The sequence below is a fragment of the Streptomyces canarius genome (assembly GCF_014650735.1).
Classification (GTDB): domain Bacteria; phylum Actinomycetota; class Actinomycetes; order Streptomycetales; family Streptomycetaceae; genus Streptomyces; species Streptomyces olivaceoviridis.
In genome coordinates this window covers 241,338-258,395 of record NZ_BMVN01000002.1, presented here as the reverse complement: position 1 = coordinate 258,395, position 17,058 = coordinate 241,338, and the positions used below count along the sequence as shown (strand labels likewise).

At 72.3% G+C, this 17,058-nt stretch carries 17 protein-coding genes; 13 read left to right on the top strand and 4 right to left on the bottom strand.

From position 1 onward, the window contains the following. The first annotated feature begins 140 nt into the window (after positions 1–140). The 10 genes from infC (at position 141) to IE294_RS03625 (ending at position 11,184) form a co-directional block, all read left to right on the top strand. A complete protein-coding gene (gene infC, locus IE294_RS03670; protein WP_189815006.1) occupies positions 141–803 on the top strand; it encodes a translation initiation factor IF-3 in 663 nt (220 codons plus the stop codon). 123 nt (positions 804–926) lie between these two features. Further along, entirely contained in the window at positions 927–1,121 is a 195-nt protein-coding gene (gene rpmI / locus IE294_RS03665) for a 50S ribosomal protein L35 (protein ID WP_004933563.1), read from the top strand. Between the two features lie 96 nt (positions 1,122–1,217). Beyond that, complete coding sequence (rplT, locus tag IE294_RS03660; RefSeq protein WP_006141703.1) at positions 1,218–1,601, top strand: 50S ribosomal protein L20; 384 nt, start codon at positions 1,218–1,220, stop codon at positions 1,599–1,601. 186 nt (positions 1,602–1,787) lie between these two features. Continuing rightward, complete coding sequence (locus tag IE294_RS03655; protein ID WP_189882200.1) at positions 1,788–2,642, top strand: TrmH family RNA methyltransferase; 855 nt, start codon at positions 1,788–1,790, stop codon at positions 2,640–2,642. A 50-nt stretch (positions 2,643–2,692) separates the two neighbouring features. Continuing rightward, a complete protein-coding gene (locus IE294_RS03650; protein ID WP_189882198.1) occupies positions 2,693–3,844 on the top strand; it encodes a sensor histidine kinase in 1,152 nt (383 codons plus the stop codon). 180 nt (positions 3,845–4,024) lie between these two features. Next, complete coding sequence (pheS, locus tag IE294_RS03645; RefSeq protein ID WP_189882196.1) at positions 4,025–5,146, top strand: phenylalanine--tRNA ligase subunit alpha; 1,122 nt, start codon at positions 4,025–4,027, stop codon at positions 5,144–5,146. After that, positions 5,146–7,704: a phenylalanine--tRNA ligase subunit beta gene (locus IE294_RS03640; RefSeq protein ID WP_189882193.1), complete on the top strand. Its 2,559-nt coding sequence runs from the start codon at positions 5,146–5,148 to the stop codon at positions 7,702–7,704. Before pheS ends, IE294_RS03640 begins: the two co-directional genes overlap by 1 nt. A gap of 249 nt (positions 7,705–7,953) precedes the next feature. Next, entirely contained in the window at positions 7,954–9,051 is a 1,098-nt protein-coding gene (locus tag IE294_RS03635) for a PP2C family protein-serine/threonine phosphatase (RefSeq protein WP_189882191.1), read from the top strand. Positions 9,052–9,241: 190 nt separating this feature from the next. Next, complete coding sequence (locus tag IE294_RS03630) at positions 9,242–10,582, top strand: NsdA family TPR-like regulatory protein (RefSeq protein WP_189814817.1); 1,341 nt, start codon at positions 9,242–9,244, stop codon at positions 10,580–10,582. A 65-nt stretch (positions 10,583–10,647) separates the two neighbouring features. Further along, positions 10,648–11,184: an NUDIX hydrolase gene (locus IE294_RS03625; RefSeq protein ID WP_078611712.1), complete on the top strand. Its 537-nt coding sequence runs from the start codon at positions 10,648–10,650 to the stop codon at positions 11,182–11,184. A gap of 11 nt (positions 11,185–11,195) precedes the next feature. On the opposite strand, the gene IE294_RS03620 is transcribed toward IE294_RS03625, so the two are convergent. Both IE294_RS03620 and IE294_RS03615 read right to left on the bottom strand, forming a co-directional pair. Next, complete coding sequence (locus IE294_RS03620) at positions 11,196–11,456, bottom strand: hypothetical protein (protein ID WP_189882189.1); 261 nt, start codon at positions 11,454–11,456, stop codon at positions 11,196–11,198. A 194-nt stretch (positions 11,457–11,650) separates the two neighbouring features. After that, a complete protein-coding gene (locus IE294_RS03615; protein ID WP_189882187.1) occupies positions 11,651–12,511 on the bottom strand; it encodes a 3-hydroxybutyryl-CoA dehydrogenase in 861 nt (286 codons plus the stop codon). A gap of 170 nt (positions 12,512–12,681) precedes the next feature. On the opposite strand from IE294_RS03615, the gene IE294_RS03610 reads away from it, so the two are divergent. Next, positions 12,682–13,956 carry a glycoside hydrolase family 10-like protein gene (locus IE294_RS03610; RefSeq protein WP_189882185.1) on the top strand — a complete coding sequence of 425 codons (1,275 nt, stop codon included), beginning with the start codon at positions 12,682–12,684 and terminating at the stop codon, positions 13,954–13,956. On the opposite strand, the gene IE294_RS03605 is transcribed toward IE294_RS03610, so the two are convergent. Next, entirely contained in the window at positions 13,957–14,154 is a 198-nt protein-coding gene (locus tag IE294_RS03605) for a DUF1918 domain-containing protein (RefSeq protein ID WP_171158007.1), read from the bottom strand. A gap of 19 nt (positions 14,155–14,173) precedes the next feature. Beyond that, positions 14,174–15,085, bottom strand: coding sequence for a DMT family transporter (locus IE294_RS03600; protein ID WP_189882183.1), 912 nt, complete (start codon positions 15,083–15,085; stop codon positions 14,174–14,176). On the opposite strand from IE294_RS03600, the gene IE294_RS03595 reads away from it, so the two are divergent. Further along, positions 15,084–16,562 (top strand): aminotransferase-like domain-containing protein, encoded by a 1,479-nt coding sequence (locus IE294_RS03595; protein ID WP_189882181.1) that lies wholly within the window; start codon positions 15,084–15,086, stop codon positions 16,560–16,562. The genes IE294_RS03600 and IE294_RS03595 overlap by 2 nt on opposite strands. 10 nt (positions 16,563–16,572) lie before the next feature. Further along, positions 16,573–17,034 carry a GNAT family N-acetyltransferase gene (locus IE294_RS03590; protein ID WP_189882179.1) on the top strand — a complete coding sequence of 154 codons (462 nt, stop codon included), beginning with the start codon at positions 16,573–16,575 and terminating at the stop codon, positions 17,032–17,034. Positions 17,035–17,058: the final 24 nt, after the last annotated feature.

The window sequence follows — 17,058 nt, the reverse complement described above, 5'->3', positions numbered from 1 at the left end:
CCCGAAAGCGCGCCCCGCGACATCGCGGCGGTGCTCCGGTTGTTTGGAGCCCCGCCTGTGATCGTCCGGGGCATTTTTTGTGCTTCGGCGCGGTTAGGTCTAACGAAAAGAGACGTTACGCGGCTGTCCGCCAGACCGCCGTGTGGTGCTACCGAGGAGGATCCATCAGCGCCGAGCCCCGCATCAACGACCGGATTCGCGTTCCCGAGGTGCGACTTGTCGGTCCCAGTGGCGAGCAGGTCGGCATCGTGCCGCTCGCGAAGGCACTGGAGCTTGCGCAGGAGTACGACCTGGACCTGGTCGAGGTCGCGGCGAACGCCCGTCCGCCCGTGTGCAAGCTCATGGACTACGGGAAGTTCAAGTACGAGTCGGCCATGAAGGCCCGTGAGGCGCGCAAGAACCAGGCGCACACGGTCATCAAGGAGATGAAGCTCCGGCCGAAGATCGACCCGCACGACTATGACACCAAGAAGGGTCACGTCGTCCGGTTCCTCAAGCAGGGCGACAAGGTCAAGATCACGATCATGTTCCGTGGTCGCGAGCAGTCCCGCCCCGAGCTGGGCTACCGACTGCTGCAGCGGCTCGCGGAGGACGTCCAGGACCTCGGCTTCGTGGAGTCGAACCCGAAGCAGGACGGCCGAAACATGATCATGGTCCTCGGTCCGCACAAGAAGAAGACCGAGGCGATGGCCGAGGCGCGCCAGGCGCAGGAGGCCCGCAAGGCCGACGCGAAGGCGAACCCCGGCAAGTCGCAGAACCCTGCCGAGGCCGACGCACCGTCCGAGGAGCCGGCCGAGGCGTGATCCCGGGGGATGTACGTCTGCGTACGTCCCCGAGGATGTAACCGAAAGAAGAGAGCGACGCTCCACCGTGCCCGGTTTCACGACCGGGCACCGGAGCGCCACCGACGAGGAGATAACGGCGCTATGCCGAAGAACAAGTCGCACAGCGGTGCCAGCAAGCGCTTCAAGGTCACCGGCTCCGGCAAGGTGCTCCGTGAGCGCGCCGGCAAGCGCCACCTGCTTGAGCACAAGTCGTCCCGCGTCACGCGTCGCCTCACCGGCAACGCCGAGATGGCCCCGGGCGACGCCGCGAAGATCAAGAAGCTTCTCGGCAAGTGACGCGGCGGCGCTCTGAGCGCCGTGCGTCGGGACCGGGACCGAATCGATTCCGGGTCGTGTGAGCACCACCACGACCCCGCTACAAGGAGTTAACAAGTGGCACGCGTCAAGCGGGCAGTCAACGCCCACAAGAAGCGCCGGGCGATCCTGGAGCAGGCCTCCGGCTACCGCGGTCAGCGCTCGCGCCTGTACCGCAAGGCCAAGGAGCAGGTCACCCACTCGCTGGTCTACAACTACAACGACCGCAAGAAGCGCAAGGGCGACTTCCGTCAGCTGTGGATCCAGCGCATCAACGCCGCTGCCCGCGCCAACGGCATCACCTACAACCGCTTCATCCAGGGTCTGAAGGCCGCGAACGTCGAGGTCGACCGCAAGATCCTGGCCGAGCTGGCCGTGAACGACGCGAACGCCTTCGCGGCGCTCGTCGAGGTCGCGCAGAAGGCGCTGCCGTCGGACGTGAACGCCCCCAAGGCCGCGTGACGCCGCGCCGGCTCTGAGTCGACGCTCACCGTAGGACCCGCAGGCTGTATGGCTTGCGGGTCCTGTCGTTGCCGGGTCGGCCGTCGTTCGAGTGCGGGCCCGTCGTGGTCGCTCGCGCAGTTCCCCGCGCCCCTGCGGGGCACCGGACCCGCCGCACGTTGAAATTCGCTGAAGGTGACCCAGAGGATGCCCACCCCCGAGCTGATCTCCCCCCGTTCCACCCGTGTCTCCGCCGCCCGGCGGCTGGCCAAGCGGAACTTCCGGGGGAAGGACCGGCTGTTCCTCGCGGAGGGGCCGCAGGCCGTCCGGGAGGCTGCCGGGCACCGGGTCGACGGCGTCCCCACCCTCGTCGAGCTGTTCGCGACCGTGGAGGCCGCGGAGCGGTACGCCGACATCATCGGCGCGGCCCGCGACGCCGGTGCCCGGATGCACCTGGCGTCCGAAGAGGTCATCGCCGACATCTCCACCACCGTCACCCCGCAGGGCCTGGTCGGCGTCTGCCGGTTCCTGGACACCCCGTTCGAGGACATCCTCGCCGCCCGGCCGAAGCTGGTCGCCGTCCTCGCCCATGTGCGGGACCCCGGCAACGCCGGCACCGTGCTGCGCTGCGCCGACGCCGCCGGCGCCGAGGCGGTGATCCTCACCGACGCCTCCGTGGACCTGTACAACCCCAAGGCCGTCCGGGCCTCCGTCGGCTCGCACTTCCACCTGCCCGTCGCCGTCGGCGTCCCCGTCGAGCGGGCCGTGGCCGCACTGAAGGAGGCCGGGGTGCGCGTCCTCGCCGCCGACGGGGCCGGCGACCGCGACCTGGACGAGGAGCTGGACAAGGGCACCATGGGCGGCCCCACCGCCTGGGTGTTCGGGAACGAGGCATGGGGGCTGCCCGAGGAGACCCGCGCCCTCACCGACGCCGTCGTACGCGTCCCCATCCACGGGAAGGCCGAGAGCCTGAACCTCGCCACCGCCGCCGCCGTATGTCTCTACGCGTCGGCCCGTGCACAGCGCGCCTCCGGAGGGTGCCGCTCCGTCACCGAGAGCTAGTAGGGTGACCAGCGCGGGGCCCTGCGCCGTCTGAGAGGTGGGGTACGGGGATGAGTGTGGCCGGCACGAGCACCGCGCCGGAAGGACGGGACGCGCGGCGCGCGCCCGTGTCCCGGTGCGCCGGCTCCGGCGTCGATCCCGACCAGTTGCCCGACGGCCTCGTCGTCGCCGACGAACACGGCCGCGTGACCTGCTTCAACGCCGCCGCCGCGCGGATCACCGCGGTGCGGCCCGCCGAGGCCCTCGGACAGTCCCTGGAGAAGGCGCTGCCCTTGGAGGACCTGGAGGGGCGCCGCTGGTGGCAGCTCACCGACCCGTACGGCGGGCTCGCCATCCGGGTGCGGCAGCCGGAGCGCAATCTGCTGCTGCCCGGCGGCCGGGAGGTCCTCGTCTCCGCCCGCTACGTGCGCGACGAGCCGCTGGGACCGGTGCGCAGCGTGGTCGTCTCCCTCCGGGACACCGAGGCCCGCCGCCGCACCGAGCGCAGCCACGCCGAGCTGATCGCCACCGTCGCCCACGAGCTGCGCTCCCCGCTCACCTCCGTGAAGGGCTTCACCGCCACCCTGCTCGCCAAGTGGGAACGCTTCACCGACGACCAGAAGCGGCTCATGCTGGAGACCGTCGACGCCGACGCGGACCGCGTCACCCGCCTCATCGCCGAGCTGCTGGACATCTCGCGGATCGACTCCGGGCGGCTGGAGGTGCGCCGCCAGCCCGTCGACATCGGAGCCGCCGTCTCCCGGCACATCCAGGCCTACGTCGCCGCCGGCCAGCCCGCCGACCGCTTCCTGCTCCGCATCGAACAGCCGCTGCCCGCCCTGTGGGCCGATCCCGACAAGATCGACCAGGTGCTCAGCAACCTCATCGAAAATGCCGTGCGGCACGGCGAGGGAACCGTCACCATTGACGTCACGCCCACGCCGTCCCCGCGCGAGGGCGAGGAAATCGGCACGTCGGTCACCGTGAGCGACGAGGGGCCCGGCATCCCGGAGGAGTCCATGAACCGCGTCTTCACCCGTTTCTGGCGGGGCAGCAAGCGCGGCGGCACAGGTCTCGGGCTGTACATCGTCAAGGGCATCGTGGAGGCCCACGGCGGCACGATCACGGTCGGCCGGGCCGCCGACGGCGGCGCCGAGTTCCGATTTACGTTGCCCGTGAGCGCGCCGGCGTTTGAATTCGAGGTGCCGCGTAGCGTCGTATAGGGCGGTGGCGGGTGACGGGTGGGTCTAGCGGCCCACGGGCCATTCGTCTACGTCCACCCCGTTAGACTCGGCCTTTGGCACCTTTGTGTCCTGCACGGCCCGCTACGCCGGTCACGGGGACCATCCGCCAGGGGGCACCCCCCAGCGTCAGCTGGGGGACAATCGGAAGCACGGGAAGAGATGTCGGCACCCAATAAGTCGTACGACCCTGTCGAGGTCGAGGCGTTGAAACCGGAAGAGATCGAGCGCATGCGGGACGAGGCGCTCGCCGCCTTCGCCGCCGCGGACTCCCTCGACGCGCTCCACGAGGCCAAGGTCGCCCACACCGGCCCCGCCTCCCCGCTGGCCCTCGCCAACCGGGAGATCGGCGCCCTGCCCCCGCACGCCAAGGCCGAGGCCGGCAAGCGCGTCGGCATGGCCCGCGGCGCCGTGAACAAGGCCCTCGCCGCCCGCCAGGCCGAACTGGAGGCCGAGCGGGACGCCCGCGTGCTGGTCGAGGAGGACGTCGACGTCACCCTGCCGTACGACCGCGTCCCGGCCGGTGCCCGGCACCCGCTGACCACGCTCTCGGAGCGCATCGAGGACATCTTCGTGGCCATGGGCTACGAGGTCGCCGAGGGCCCCCAGGTCGAGGCGGAGTGGTTCAACTTCGACGCCCTGAACATCGGCCCGGACCACCCGGCGCGCGGCGAGGCCGACACCTTCTTCGTCCAGGGGCCCGACGGCGGCACCGAGTCCGGTGTCGTGCTGCGCACCCACACCTCGCCGGTCCAGATCCGCTCCCTGCTCGACCGTGAGCTGCCGGTCTACGTGATCTGCCCGGGCCGCGTCTACCGCACCGACGAGCTGGACGCCACGCACACGCCCGTCTTCCACCAGGTCGAGCTGCTCGCCGTGGACGAGGGCCTGACCATGGCCGACCTCAAGGGGACCCTGGACCACATGGTCCAGTCGCTGTTCGGCGAGGGCATGAAGACCCGGCTGCGGCCGAACTTCTTCCCCTTCACCGAGCCGAGCGCCGAGATGGACATGCTCTGCTACGTCTGCAAGGGCGAGTCCGTCGGCAACCCCGACCGGCCCTGCCGCACCTGCTCCAGCGAGGGCTGGATCGAGCTGGGCGGCTGCGGCATGGTCAACCCGCGGGTGCTCACCGCCTGCGGCGTCGACCCGGAGAAGTACAGCGGTTTCGCCTTCGGGTTCGGCATCGAGCGGATGTTGATGTTCCGCCACAACGTCGAAGACATGCGAGACATGGTCGAGGGTGACGTCCGGTTCACCCGGCCGTTCGGGATGGAGATCTGATGCGGGTCCCGCTTTCTTGGCTGCGGGAGTACGTCGACCTGCCGGCGACTCAGACCGGGCGCGACGTCCAGGCCAAGCTCATTTCGGCCGGTCTGGAGGTCGAGACGGTCGAGCAGCTCGGCGCCGACCTCAAGGGCCCCCTGGTCGTCGGCCAGGTGCTGACCATCGAGGAGCTGGAGGGCTTCAAGAAGCCGATCCGCTTCTGCACCGTCGACGTCGGCCAGGCCAACGGCACGGGTGAGCCCCAGGAGATCGTCTGCGGCGCCCGCAACTTCCAGGTCGGCGACAAGGTCGTCGTGGTCCTCCCCGGCGCCACGCTGCCCGGCGGCTTCTCCATCGCCGCCCGCAAGACCTACGGCAGGACCTCCCACGGCATGATCTGCTCCAGCGACGAGCTGGGCATGGGCGACGACGGCACCCACGGCATCATCGTGCTGCCGCCGGAGACCGAGGTCGGCAAGGACGCCATCGAGCTGCTGGAGCTGGTCGACGAGGTCCTGGACATCGCCGTCACCGCCAACCGGGGCGACTGCCTGTCCATCCGCGGTGTCGCGCGCGAGACCGCCATCGCCTACGGCCTGCCGCTGCGCGACCCCGCGCTGATCGACGTCCCCGCGCCGAACGCCTACGGCTACCCGGTCCAGGTCACCGACCCGTTCGGCTGCGACCGCTTCACCGCGCGCACGGTCACCGGCCTGCGCCCCGAGGCACGCTCCCCGATCTGGCTCCAGCGCCGGCTCCAGAAGGTCGGCATGCGCCCGATCTCGCTCGCCGTCGACGTCACGAACTACGTGATGATGGAGCTGGGCCAGCCGCTGCACGCCTACGACCGGTCCCTGGTCCAGGGCACCATCGGGGTGCGCCGCGCGCAGGAGGGCGAGAAGCTCGTCACCCTCGACGGTGTCGAGCGCACGCTGCACGCCGAGGACCTGGTCATCACCGACGAGCGCGGCCCCATCGGCCTCGCCGGTGTGATGGGCGGCGCCAACACGGAGATCGCCGACCTCCCCCAGTCTCGGCTTCGCTCGACCGGGGGGACCCCCATGGTCACCGAGGACGGCGTCAACGGCACGAGTGACGTGGTCATCGAGGCCGCCCACTTCGACGCCGTCTCCATCGCCCGCACGGCCCGCCGCCACAAGCTGCTCTCCGAGGCGTCCCGCCGCTTCGAGCGGGGCGTCGACCCGCAGGCCGCCGCTGCCGCCGCGCAGCGCACGGTGGACCTGCTGGTCCTCCTCGCGGGCGGTACGGCGGAGGCCGGCGTCACCGAGATCATCGCGCCCTCGGCCCCGCACACCATCACCCTCCCGGCCGGTCACCCGGACAAGGTCGCGGGCGTCGACTACGGCCGCGAGACGGTCGTACGCCGTCTCCAGCAGGTCGGCTGCGACGTGTACGGGCAGGACGAGCTGCTGGTCACCGTCCCGTCCTGGCGTCCCGACCTGGCCGACCCGAACGACCTGGCCGAAGAGGTCATCCGTCTGGAGGGTTACGAGAACCTGCCCTCCACGCTGCCCAAGCTGCCCTCGGGCCGCGGCCTGACCCACCGCCAGCGGCTGCACCGCCGGGTCGGCCGGGCGCTGGCCGGCGCGGGCTACGTCGAGGCGCCGAACTACCCGTTCGTCAGCGAGCAGGTCTTCGACCAGCTCGGCCTCGCGGCCGGTGACCCGGCCCGCCGCGTCGTGAAGCTGGTCAACCCGCTCAGCGACGAGGAGCCGGCGCTGCGCACCACGCTGCTGCCGGGCCTGCTCGGCGCCCTGCGGCGCAACGACGGCCGGGGCTCGCACGACCTGGCCCTGTTCGAGACCGGGCTGGTCTTCCTGCCGCGCGAGGAGTCGCGCGGCGCCACGCACCTGCCCGTCGACCGGCGTCCCACCGAGGAGGAGATCGCCGCGCTGAACGCCGCGCTGCCCGAGCAGCCCCGGCACGTGGCCGTCGTCCTCGCCGGCGCCCGTGAGCAGGCCGGCTGGTGGGGCAAGGGCCGTCCGGCCGACTGGGCCGACGCGGTCGAGGCGGGGCGTGCCGTCGCCCGGGAAGCCGGTGCCGAACTGATCGTCCGCAAGGGCCAGTACGGTCCGTGGCACCCCGGCCGGTGTGCCGAGCTGGTGGTCGCCGCCGACGGCGCGGAGCGGGTCGTGGGCCATGCGGGAGAGCTGCACCCGCGGGTCGTCAAGGCCCTGGGGCTGCCCGAGCGCACGTGCGCGATGGAGCTGGACCTGGACGCCCTGGAGGCGGTGGGCGACGGTGTCCCGCAGGCGCCGGGCATCTCCACGTTCCCGGTCGCCACGCAGGATGTCGCCCTCGTCGTCGACAAGCCGGTGCCGGCCGTGGAGGTCGAGGCGGCGCTGCGTGAGGGTGCCGGTGAGCTGCTGGAGTCCATCCGGCTGTTCGACGTGTACGAGAACGCCGAGCAGCTCGGGGAGGGCCGGAAGTCGCTCGCGTACGCGCTCCGGTTCCGGGCCGCCGACCGCACGCTGACGGTGGACGAGGCGTCGGCCGCGCGGGACGCGGCGGTCGCCCTCGCGGGTGAGCGTACGGGTGCGGTACTGAGGGGCTAGTCGCCGTCGGGGTTCTCCGCGTGGCCGGGTGCGGGTCTTCGGTGGCCGGCCACGCGGTTCCCCGCGCCCCCAGGGGCGTCCGACCCCGCTGTCGCCCGCATAAATGCACGTCGGCGCCGGGTCTCTCACTCATTCGGGTGGGAAGTGAGGGTGATCCTCCCCGCCCGGCTCATGCCGTCGACAGAATCGGACCGGCCTTTCGGGGCCGGTCCGATTCCTCTGTCAGGGCCCATATGGGGGACCAGAGGCATGATCCGCATCAAGGCACGGGCGCCCACCGGGCGGGTGGCAGTACTGCCCACGGTCTGGGGAGCCGTCGCGGTCGGCTACAAGTTCGGCTGTCCGCTCGCCCAGCAGAACGGGCTCGGGGCCCGCATCGTCACCAGTGCCGTGTTCTTCGCCGTCGGCACCGGTCTCATAGTCCATGTCCGCCGCTCCCTGCTGCGGGAGCTGCGGCTCGCCCGGCGGGCGGCGAACGCCGCGCAGGACGTCGTCCTGCGTCCGCTGCCGCCACGGCTCGACGGGATCGACGTCGCCGCCGCCCAGCTCTCGGCCGACCGGGGCGCGAGCGTCGGCGGCGATCTGTACGAGGCCATCGCCACGGAACACGGGGTCCGGGTGGTGATGGGGGACGTACGGGGGCACGGTCTGGCCGCCCTCGGTACCGTCGCCGCCCTCCTCGGCAGCTTCCGCGAGGCCGCCCACGACGAGCCCGAACTCGACCGCGTGCTCCGCAGACTGGACCGCGCCCTCGCCCGCCACCTGCGTGAACGCGCCCGCGCCGAGCACCCCGCGAACGGCCCCGCCGACCTCGGCAACCCGGTCGCCGAGGAGTTCGTCACCGTGCTCCTCCTGGAGATCGACGGGGACGGCGGCCTGCGCGCCCTCAACTGCGGCCATCCCTGGCCGTATGCGCTGAGGGGGACCGGCGTCGAGCAGCTGACCGGCGGGGAACCCCTTCCGCCGCTGGGGCCGTTCCCGCTGCCGACGGAGCTGGAGGTGCTGTCCTGCGGCCGGCTGCACCCGGGGGAGTCGCTGGTCCTCTTCACGGACGGGGCGGAGGACGCGCGGGACGCCCAGGGGCGGTTCTTCTCGCTGCCGGAAGCCTTGCGCGAGGCCGTACGTGACCACCCGGTCTCACCCCAGGCGGTCCTGCGCACCGTCTTCTCGGGCCTGTTGCGCCACACCGTCGGCAGACCGACGGACGACGTCGCGGTACTGGTCCTGCGCAACGGCCGAAGAGGGGCGGGCTGCAACTCCCCGGGCGCGCGGGGCGACGACGTCAGCGGCTCCGCCACGCGAACGCGCACGGCCCCCACCCACCCGCGGCCGACGACGTACCACTAGCCCCCGGCCGAGCCGCCGTCGTTCGAGGGGGAGCCGGCGGCTCGGCCGGCCTCTTGCGAGGCATCCCGTCAACCGGACCGACACGCTCCGCAACAGTGCGCGTACACACCGGATACGGGCACTGCGTTCACACCCCGTGTGAACGCGGAGCCACTACGCTGACCGCACCAGGCCACTCGGGGGGCATCCCATGCAGCCCAACACCCTGCTCGACGCCATCCTGGACGAGGCGGGCATCTCGCACGCCGGTCTCGCCGCCCACGTCAACCAGGCGGGCCGCGGACGCGGACTCGCCCTGCGGTACGAACACACCGCCGTGGCGCGCTGGTTGAAGGGCCAGCGGCCCCGCGGCCAGGTGCCGGACCTGATCTGCGAAGTGCTCGCGGCACGGCTGCGACGCCCCGTCACGCTCGACGACATCGGGCTCGGCGTGCCCGGTGAGCCCGGCACCCCGCACGCCGGTTCGCTGGGCGGGTTCGTGGAGCGGGCCACCGCCCTGTGGCGCTCGGACGAACAGCAGCGGCCCCATGTGCTGGGCGCCCCGGCCGTCACCGGGACTCCGGCGGTGATGCCGGTGTGGGAGTGGGAGAACCCGCCCGAGGACGTCGACGTCTCCCGGGGTGGCCGGCACCCGGTCACCACGGCCGACATCGAGATGCTGCGCGCCGCCCGGACGCACTACGAGCAGATGTACCGCAAGGCCGGCGGCGTCGCGACCCGGACGCGGATCGTCGGGTTCCTCAACGCCGAGGCCGCGCCGCTGCTGCGGGGCAGCTACACCGACGCCACCGGCCGTCAACTGCACCGGGCCACGGGCGGGCTGGTGGCGATCGCGGGCATCTGCGCGTACGACTCCGACGCGCACGGGCTCGCGCAGCGCTACTTCCACCAGGCGCTGCGGCTGGCGAAGGCCAGCGGGGACCGGGGCCTTGGGGCGTACGTCATCGCGCTGCTGGTCAACCAGTCGTTGTTCATGCGGGAGTACCGGCAGGCCGTCGCCTTCGCCGAGGCCGCGCTGCGCGCCGCCGGCCGGCACATCACCCCGGCGCTCGCCTCCGACCTGTACGCGATGCAGGCCAAGGCGTACGCGCACCTCGGGGACAGCGGCAGCGCGCTGTCCTGCATCCGGCGGGCGGAGACGGCGGCCGAGCGGATCCGGCGGGGCTACGAGCCCGACGAGACGGGGTACGTGCAGCCGGGGCTGGTCAACGTCCAGGTGGCCGAGGCGCTGTTGAGCCTCGGGGAACTCGCCGCCGCCCGGGAGCACGCGGCGGCGGCCGTCGACAACCCGGCCCACGACCGGGGGCGGGTGCACCGGCTGGCCATGCTCAGCACCATCGAACTGCGCCAGGGCAACGCCGACAAGGCCGTGGCCACCGCCGTGCGGATGGCGGAGCAGGCACGGGGAATGGAGTCCCAGCGGCTGCGCGACAGACTGCGCGCGGTACGCGAGCACCTGGTGCGTTGCGGCTCGGCCGGCACCGCCGAAGCCGCCGAACTCATCGACGGGGCACTGCGCGTACCGCTGTAGGCCCCCTGTGGGCGCACCGTCCCTGCTGCGATATTGCCACTTACTCGGCGGAAGGTGGCAGAACCGTGCAGTGGACGAAACAAAGCGAGCAGACTGTGTATGAAAACCGCTGGTTCAGCGTCAATCTCGCAGATGTCGAGCTGCCGGACGGCCGGCACCTCGACCACTTCCTGATCCGGCTGCGCCCCGTGGCCGTGGCCACGGTGGTCAACGAGGCGAACGAGGTGCTGCTGCTGTGGCGGCACCGTTTCATCACCGACAGCTGGGGCTGGGAGCTGGCCGCCGGCGTCGTCGAGGACGGCGAGGACATCGCGAGCGCGGCGGCCCGGGAACTGGAGGAGGAGACCGGCTGGCGGCCGGGGCCCCTGCACCACCTGATGAGCGTGGAGCCGTCCAACGGCCTCACCGACGCCCGGCACCACATCTACTGGTCCGACCGGGGCGAGTACGTCGGGCACCCCGTGGACGACTTCGAGTCGGACCGGCGGGAATGGGTCCCCCTGAAGCTCGTCCCCGACCTGATCGCCCGTGGGGAGGTCCCGGCCGCCAACATGGCGGCCGCGTTACTCCTGCTGCACCACCTCAGGCTCGCCGAAGGCTAGGGAGCCGGCGGCTAGCGGGTCGCCAGCGCCTGCCAGACCGTCACCACGAGCGCACCGAGCGCGGTCAGCGCGGCGAGCGAGGGCAGCGGCCAGCGTGCGTGTTCCAGCGAGGCCATCCGGGTGTTCAGCTCGTCCAGTTCCTTGGCGGTCTCCTCGGTACGGTGACGCAGCAGCGCCAGTCCTCCCTCGACACGGGCGTAGGCCACGTCGAGGCGGCGCCGTAACTCTGCGAGTTCTCCATGGACCACGGGATGCTCCGGTTCGGCGGTCACGGGTCCGCTCCTTTCGGTGGTCGAAATGGGTGGTTCCGCATCCCTTGCATGCGCATGATGAGTCAACTCGCCTGGTGGGCGCGTGGGGAGCGTGTGTGGCGGGCATATGCGTGCCCGGCGCGCACACGGTGTGTGAAACAGACGGGCCCGGCACCGCAATCCGGTGCCGGGCCCGCAGGCGTCGCTCTTCGTAATCAGCCGTAGGTGTAGAAGCCGGAGCCGGACTTCCGGCCGAGCCGGCCCGCCTCCACCATGCGCTGGAGCAGCGGGGGAGCGGCGTACAGCGGCTCCTTGTACTCGGCGTACATCGAGTTGGCGATGGAGACGATGGTGTCCAGGCCGATCAGGTCGGACAGCTTCAGCGGACCCATCGGGTGGGCGCAGCCCATCTCCATGCCGTTGTCGATGTCCTCGCGGCTCGCGATGCCCGACTCGAACATCCGGATCGCGGACAGCAGGTACGGCACGAGCAGCGCGTTCACCACGAAGCCGGAGCGGTCCTGGGCGCGGATGGCGTGCTTGCCGAGCACCTTCTCGGCGAAGACCTGGGCGCGGCTGAGCGTGCCCTCGGAGGTGGTGAGCGCCGGGATCAGCTCGACCAGCTTCTGCACCGGGGCCGGGTTGAAGAAGTGGACGCCGACGACGTGGTCCGGGCGGGAGGTGGCGACCGCCAGCTTCACCAGCGGGATCGAGGAGGTGTTGGAGGCAAGGATCGCGTCCGGCCGGGCCACCACCTGGTCGAGCACCTGGAAGATCTCGGTCTTCACCTGCTCGTTCTCGACGACGGCCTCGATCACCAGGTCCCGGTCGGCGAACTCGCCGAGGTCGGTGGTGAAGCTCAGCCGCGCCTGGGTGGCGTCCCGCTCCTCCTCGCTGATCTTGCCGCGCTCGGCGGCCTTGGCCAGGGAGTTGTACAGCCGGGTACGGCCGATCTCCAGGGCCTCGCCGGTGGTCTCGGCGACCTTCACGTCCAGTCCCGCGCGGGCGCACACCTCGGCGATGCCCGCGCCCATCTGGCCGCAGCCCACGACTCCGACGCGTTCGATGTCGGTCACATCGTTCCCTTCGCTGAGTTCTCCGGCTCGCTGGCAGACCTCCGGGTTCGGCGCCTGCTCCGATCGTGCACGTTACCGCCAAGTATCGATGATCGATCGCCGGGGTGGGGCATTCTGAACCGCGGAACGATCCGTGACGGAGCGGATCCGGAGCGTATGGGGGTGTGTCGATGGGGCGCATGTCGCGGCGGACCTTCGCCCTGGGCGCGCTGTCCACGCTGGCGACGGTACCGGCCGTGCCGACCAGGAGCACGGCGGCCTTGGCACCGGGCCGGGCGGGTCCGGCTCCGCACCCCACCGACCGCGCCGCGCGCGCGAGCGCCGGGATGCGGGGCGTCTGGATCGCCACCGTCGTCAACCGGGACTGGCCCTCGCGGACCGGCCTCGCGGCGAGCGCGCAGCGCAAGGAGCTGATCGCGCACCTCGACCGCGCGGTCCGCGACCGGCTCAACACGGTGATCCTCCAGGTGCGGCCCACGGCCGACGCGCTGTGGCCGTCGCCGTACGAACCCTGGTCCGAGTACCTCACCGGCACCCAGGGCAGGAACCCGGGCTGGGATCCGCTGGGCACGGCCGTGCGGGAGGCGCACGCCCGGGGCCTGGAGCTGCACGCCTGGTTCAACCCGTACCGGATCGCCCAGCACACCGACCCGGGCCGGCTGACCGCCTCGCACCCGGCCCGCAGGCACCCCGACTGGGTGGTGCCCTACGACGGCCGGCTCTACTACAACCCGGGCCTGCCCGAGGTCCGCGCCTTCGTGCGGCAGGCGATCCTCGACGCGGTCGCCCGCTACCCCGTCGACGCCGTCCACTTCGACGACTACTTCTACCCCTACCCGGCCGACGGGGAGACCTTCGACGACGACGACGCGTACGACCGCCACGGCGGTGCCTTCTCCTCCCGGGCCGCCTGGCGCCGGGACAACATCGACACGCTGGTGCGGGAGATGGCCGCCGGCATCAAGCGGGTCCGGCCCGGCACCCGGTTCGGGGTCAGCCCCTTCGGGGTGTGGCGCAACGCGTCGACCGACCCGCGCGGCTCCGACACACAGGCGGGTGTGGAGACGTACGACGACCTGTACGCGGACACCCGCGCCTGGGTCCGCAACCACTGGATCGACTACATCGTCCCGCAGCTCTACTGGCACATCGGGTACTCCGCCGCCGACTACGCCCGGCTCCTGGCGTGGTGGGCGCAGGTCGCGAAGGGCACCAGGACCGAGCTGTACATCGGCGAGGCCCTGTACCGGGCGGGCGCCGCCGGGGAGTCGTCGGCCTGGCGGGACCCGGTCGAGCTGTCCCGGCACCTGACCCTCGCCGCCCGGTACCCGCAGGTGCGCGGGCACGTGTTCTTCGCCGCGGCGGACCTGGCGGCCGATCCGATCGGGGCGATGGCACGGGTGGTCGCCGACCACTACCGGGGGCCGGCGGAACCACCTCGCTGACTAGTGCTGTTGCTCGTCCCTGTGCTTGACCTGGCAGTCGGGTCCGGGGGACATGATCGCCTCGTGCCCGTCCTCGAAACGGACGCGGTACGGCGGGTTGCCCTCCTGCCCGAGCACTTCTACGACTTCCGAGACGTGGTCGTGCTGACCCACCACCCTGCCGTGCTGGACCAGCTTGTCGCCCTTGGACGCGCGCATCTACAGGCCCTCCTCACGATCACGACCGCTGAGTGACGGCGATGCACACGAGCACGGCGAGGGCGGTCAGGGGAGCGGCCACCGTGAAGTGCTCGCCCAGCAGCAGCGCCGACCACACCAGTGTGAGCAGGGGCTGAGCCAACTGCAACTGGCTGGCCCGGGGGATGCCGATGGCCGCCATCCCCCGGTACCAGACGACCAGGCCGAGGAACTGCGAACCGAGCGCCACCCACACCAGTCCCGCGACGCCGTGCCCGCTCAGGCGCACCGGCTCGTACGACAGCGCCAGCGCCGCGGCCGGCACGGTCAGCGGCAGGCACAGCACCAGCGCCCAGCCGATGACCTGCCAGCCCGGCATGACCCGGGCCAGCCGGCCGCCCTCGGTGTACCCGGCCGCGCACACCAGCAGCGCCCCGAAGAGATAGCCGTCGGCCGTGGTGAGCGCGCCGCCGCTCTGGCCGACGGTGAAGGCGAGCACGGCCGCCGCGCCCGCCACGGCCGCCAGCCAGAACCGGCGGGAGGGCCGGGCGCCGGTGCGCAGGGCGGAGAACACGGCGGTGGTCAGCGGCAGCAGGCCCACCACGACGGCCGCGTGGGCGGTGGTGGACGTCTGGAGCGCGAGCGTGGTCAGCATCGGGAAGCCGAGCACCACTCCGGCGGCGACCACCGCGAGCCCGGCGAGGTGCCGCCGCGCCGGGAGCCGTACGCGCAGGGCCAGCAGACAGCCGCCGGCGACGAGTGCGGCGAGGACGCCGCGCACCGCCACCAGCGACCACGGGCCGAAGCTCTCCAGGCCCCAGGCGGTCGCGGGGAAGGTCAGGGAGAAGGCGACCACGCCGAGGGCGGCCTGGACGGTGCCGAGTCCCCGGGACTCCCGGGGAGCGCTGACTGCTATCGGACTCGCGGTAGTAGCGCTACTCTGTGCTCTCATGCATGAGCGTAGCAGCGTGGGTGAACTGGCGGAACAGCTGCGGAGGGAGCTCGACCGCTACTCTCCCGGTGGAAAGCTGCCGTCGAGCCGGGCTCTGGTCGAGCGGTTCCGGGTGAGCCCCGTGACCGTCTCCCGGGCGCTCGCCCGGCTCGCCGCCGAGGGCCTGGTGGTCACCCGGCCGGGTGCGGGCGCCTTCCGGGCCCGGCCGCACCGGAGCGAGGCCCCCGCCGGGGACACCTCCTGGCAGGAGGTCGCGCTGAGTGCCGACGGCGCCGCCGACCTCGTACCGCGCACCGTGGACGCCTCCGGCGTCACGGTCTCGCTCGCCGCGCCGCCCCCGGGGGTCCTGGAGCTCAGCGGCGGCTATCTGCACCCCTCGCTCCAGCCGGAGCGCGCCATGGCGGCGGCCCTGGCCCGGGCCGGGCGGCGGCCCGGCGCCTGGGGGAGACCTCCGCTGGAGGGGCTGCCGGAGCTGCGGGAGTGGTTCGCGCGCGGGATCGGCGGCGCCGTCACCGCGGCCGAGGTACTGATCGCGGCGGGCGGGCAGGCCGCGCTGGCCACCGCCCTGCGCGCGCTCGCCCCGCCCGGCGCCCCGGTGCTCGTGGAGTCGCCGACCTACCCGGGCATGCTGGCCCTCGCCCGCGCTGCCGGACTGCGGCCCGTCCCGGTGCCCGTCGACCCCGACGGAGTGCGCCCGGACCTGCTCGCGGACGCCTTCCACGCCACCGGAGCCCGCGTCTTCGTCTGCCAGCCGCTCTTCCAGAACCCCACCGGCGCGGTGCTGGCTCCCACCCGGCGCACCGAGGTGCTGCGCATCGCCCGCGAGGCCGGCGCGTTCGTCGTCGAGGACGACTACGTCCGCCGGCTCGTGCACGCCGACGCCGCCCCGCTGCCCCGCCCGCTGGCCGCCGACGACCCGGACGGCGTGGTCGTCCACGTCGGCTCGCTGACCAAGGCGACCTCGCCCAGCTTCCGGGTGAGCGCCCTGGCCGCGCACGGGCCGGTGCTGGAACGGCTGCGCGCCATCCAGGTCGTGGACAGCTTCTTCGTCCCCCGGCCGCTCCAGGAGGCCGCCCTGGAACTGGTCGGCTCCCCGGCCTGGCCCCGCCATCTGCGGGCGCTGTCGGCCGAGCTGAAGACCCGCCGTGACGCCATGACCAGCGCGCTCGCCCGGCAGCTTCCCGACCTCGCCCTGCCGCACATCCCGTCCGGCGGCTACCACCTGTGGGTGCGCCTGCCCGACGGCGCCGTCGGCTCCGGGGGAGAGGCCGCGCTGACCGCGGCGGCCCTGCGCGCCGGCGTCGCCGTCACCCCGGGCCGCCCCTACTTCAGCGCCGAACCCCCCGCCGCCCACCTCCGCCTGAGCTTCGCGGCGGTCGCCGGCACCGGGGAGATCGCGGAGGGGGTGCGGCGGCTGCGGGCGGCGTACGACGAGGCCGTGCGGAATCCGCTCGTCAGCGAGCGGCCGGGCCTGTGAGGATCACCGCATGAGCGATACACCTGACCTGTCCGATCTGCCCGAGGGGTACGAGTTCTCCGCCGACCCCGCCCGGGTCGACGTGGACCGCGTGCACGGCTGGCTGTCGTCCGACGCGTACTGGGCGATCGGCCGCCCGCGCGAGAAGCACGAGCGGGCGATGGCGTCCTCGCTGAACTTCGGGGTGTACGACACGGCCTCGAAGGAGCAGGTGGCGTACGCGCGCGTGGTCACCGACCAGGCGCTCTTCGCCTGGCTGGCCGATGTGTACGTCGATCCGTCGGTGCGCGGGAAGGGTGTCGGCACGGCGTTCGTCGCCGGGATCCGCGCGCACCTGGAACCGCTCGGCCTGCGCCGGCTGCTGCTGGCGACGCAGGACGCGCACGGGGTCTACGAGAAGCTGGGCTTCCGGCCGCTGGACCGTCCCGAGCTGTACATGGTGCACACCTTCGGGCAGCCGGCCGACGCCTGACCGCGCACCGTCTCTTGACCCGTT

Coding starts and splice junctions, on each gene's coding strand:
- pheS (WP_189882196.1), top strand. CDS start 4,025: ATGTCGGCACCCAATAAGTCGTACGACCCTGTCGAGGTCGAGGCGTTG.
- IE294_RS03635 (WP_189882191.1), top strand. CDS start 7,954: ATGATCCGCATCAAGGCACGGGCGCCCACCGGGCGGGTGGCAGTACTG.
- IE294_RS03600 (WP_189882183.1), bottom strand. CDS start 15,085: ATGAGAGCACAGAGTAGCGCTACTACCGCGAGTCCGATAGCAGTCAGC.
- IE294_RS03640 (WP_189882193.1), top strand. CDS start 5,146: ATGCGGGTCCCGCTTTCTTGGCTGCGGGAGTACGTCGACCTGCCGGCG.
- IE294_RS03590 (WP_189882179.1), top strand. CDS start 16,573: ATGAGCGATACACCTGACCTGTCCGATCTGCCCGAGGGGTACGAGTTC.
- IE294_RS03655 (WP_189882200.1), top strand. CDS start 1,788: ATGCCCACCCCCGAGCTGATCTCCCCCCGTTCCACCCGTGTCTCCGCC.
- IE294_RS03605 (WP_171158007.1), bottom strand. CDS start 14,154: ATGCGCGCGTCCAAGGGCGACAAGCTGGTCCAGCACGGCAGGGTGGTG.
- rpmI (WP_004933563.1), top strand. CDS start 927: ATGCCGAAGAACAAGTCGCACAGCGGTGCCAGCAAGCGCTTCAAGGTC.
- IE294_RS03610 (WP_189882185.1), top strand. CDS start 12,682: ATGGGGCGCATGTCGCGGCGGACCTTCGCCCTGGGCGCGCTGTCCACG.
- IE294_RS03595 (WP_189882181.1), top strand. CDS start 15,084: ATGCATGAGCGTAGCAGCGTGGGTGAACTGGCGGAACAGCTGCGGAGG.
- IE294_RS03630 (WP_189814817.1), top strand. CDS start 9,242: ATGCAGCCCAACACCCTGCTCGACGCCATCCTGGACGAGGCGGGCATC.
- IE294_RS03650 (WP_189882198.1), top strand. CDS start 2,693: ATGAGTGTGGCCGGCACGAGCACCGCGCCGGAAGGACGGGACGCGCGG.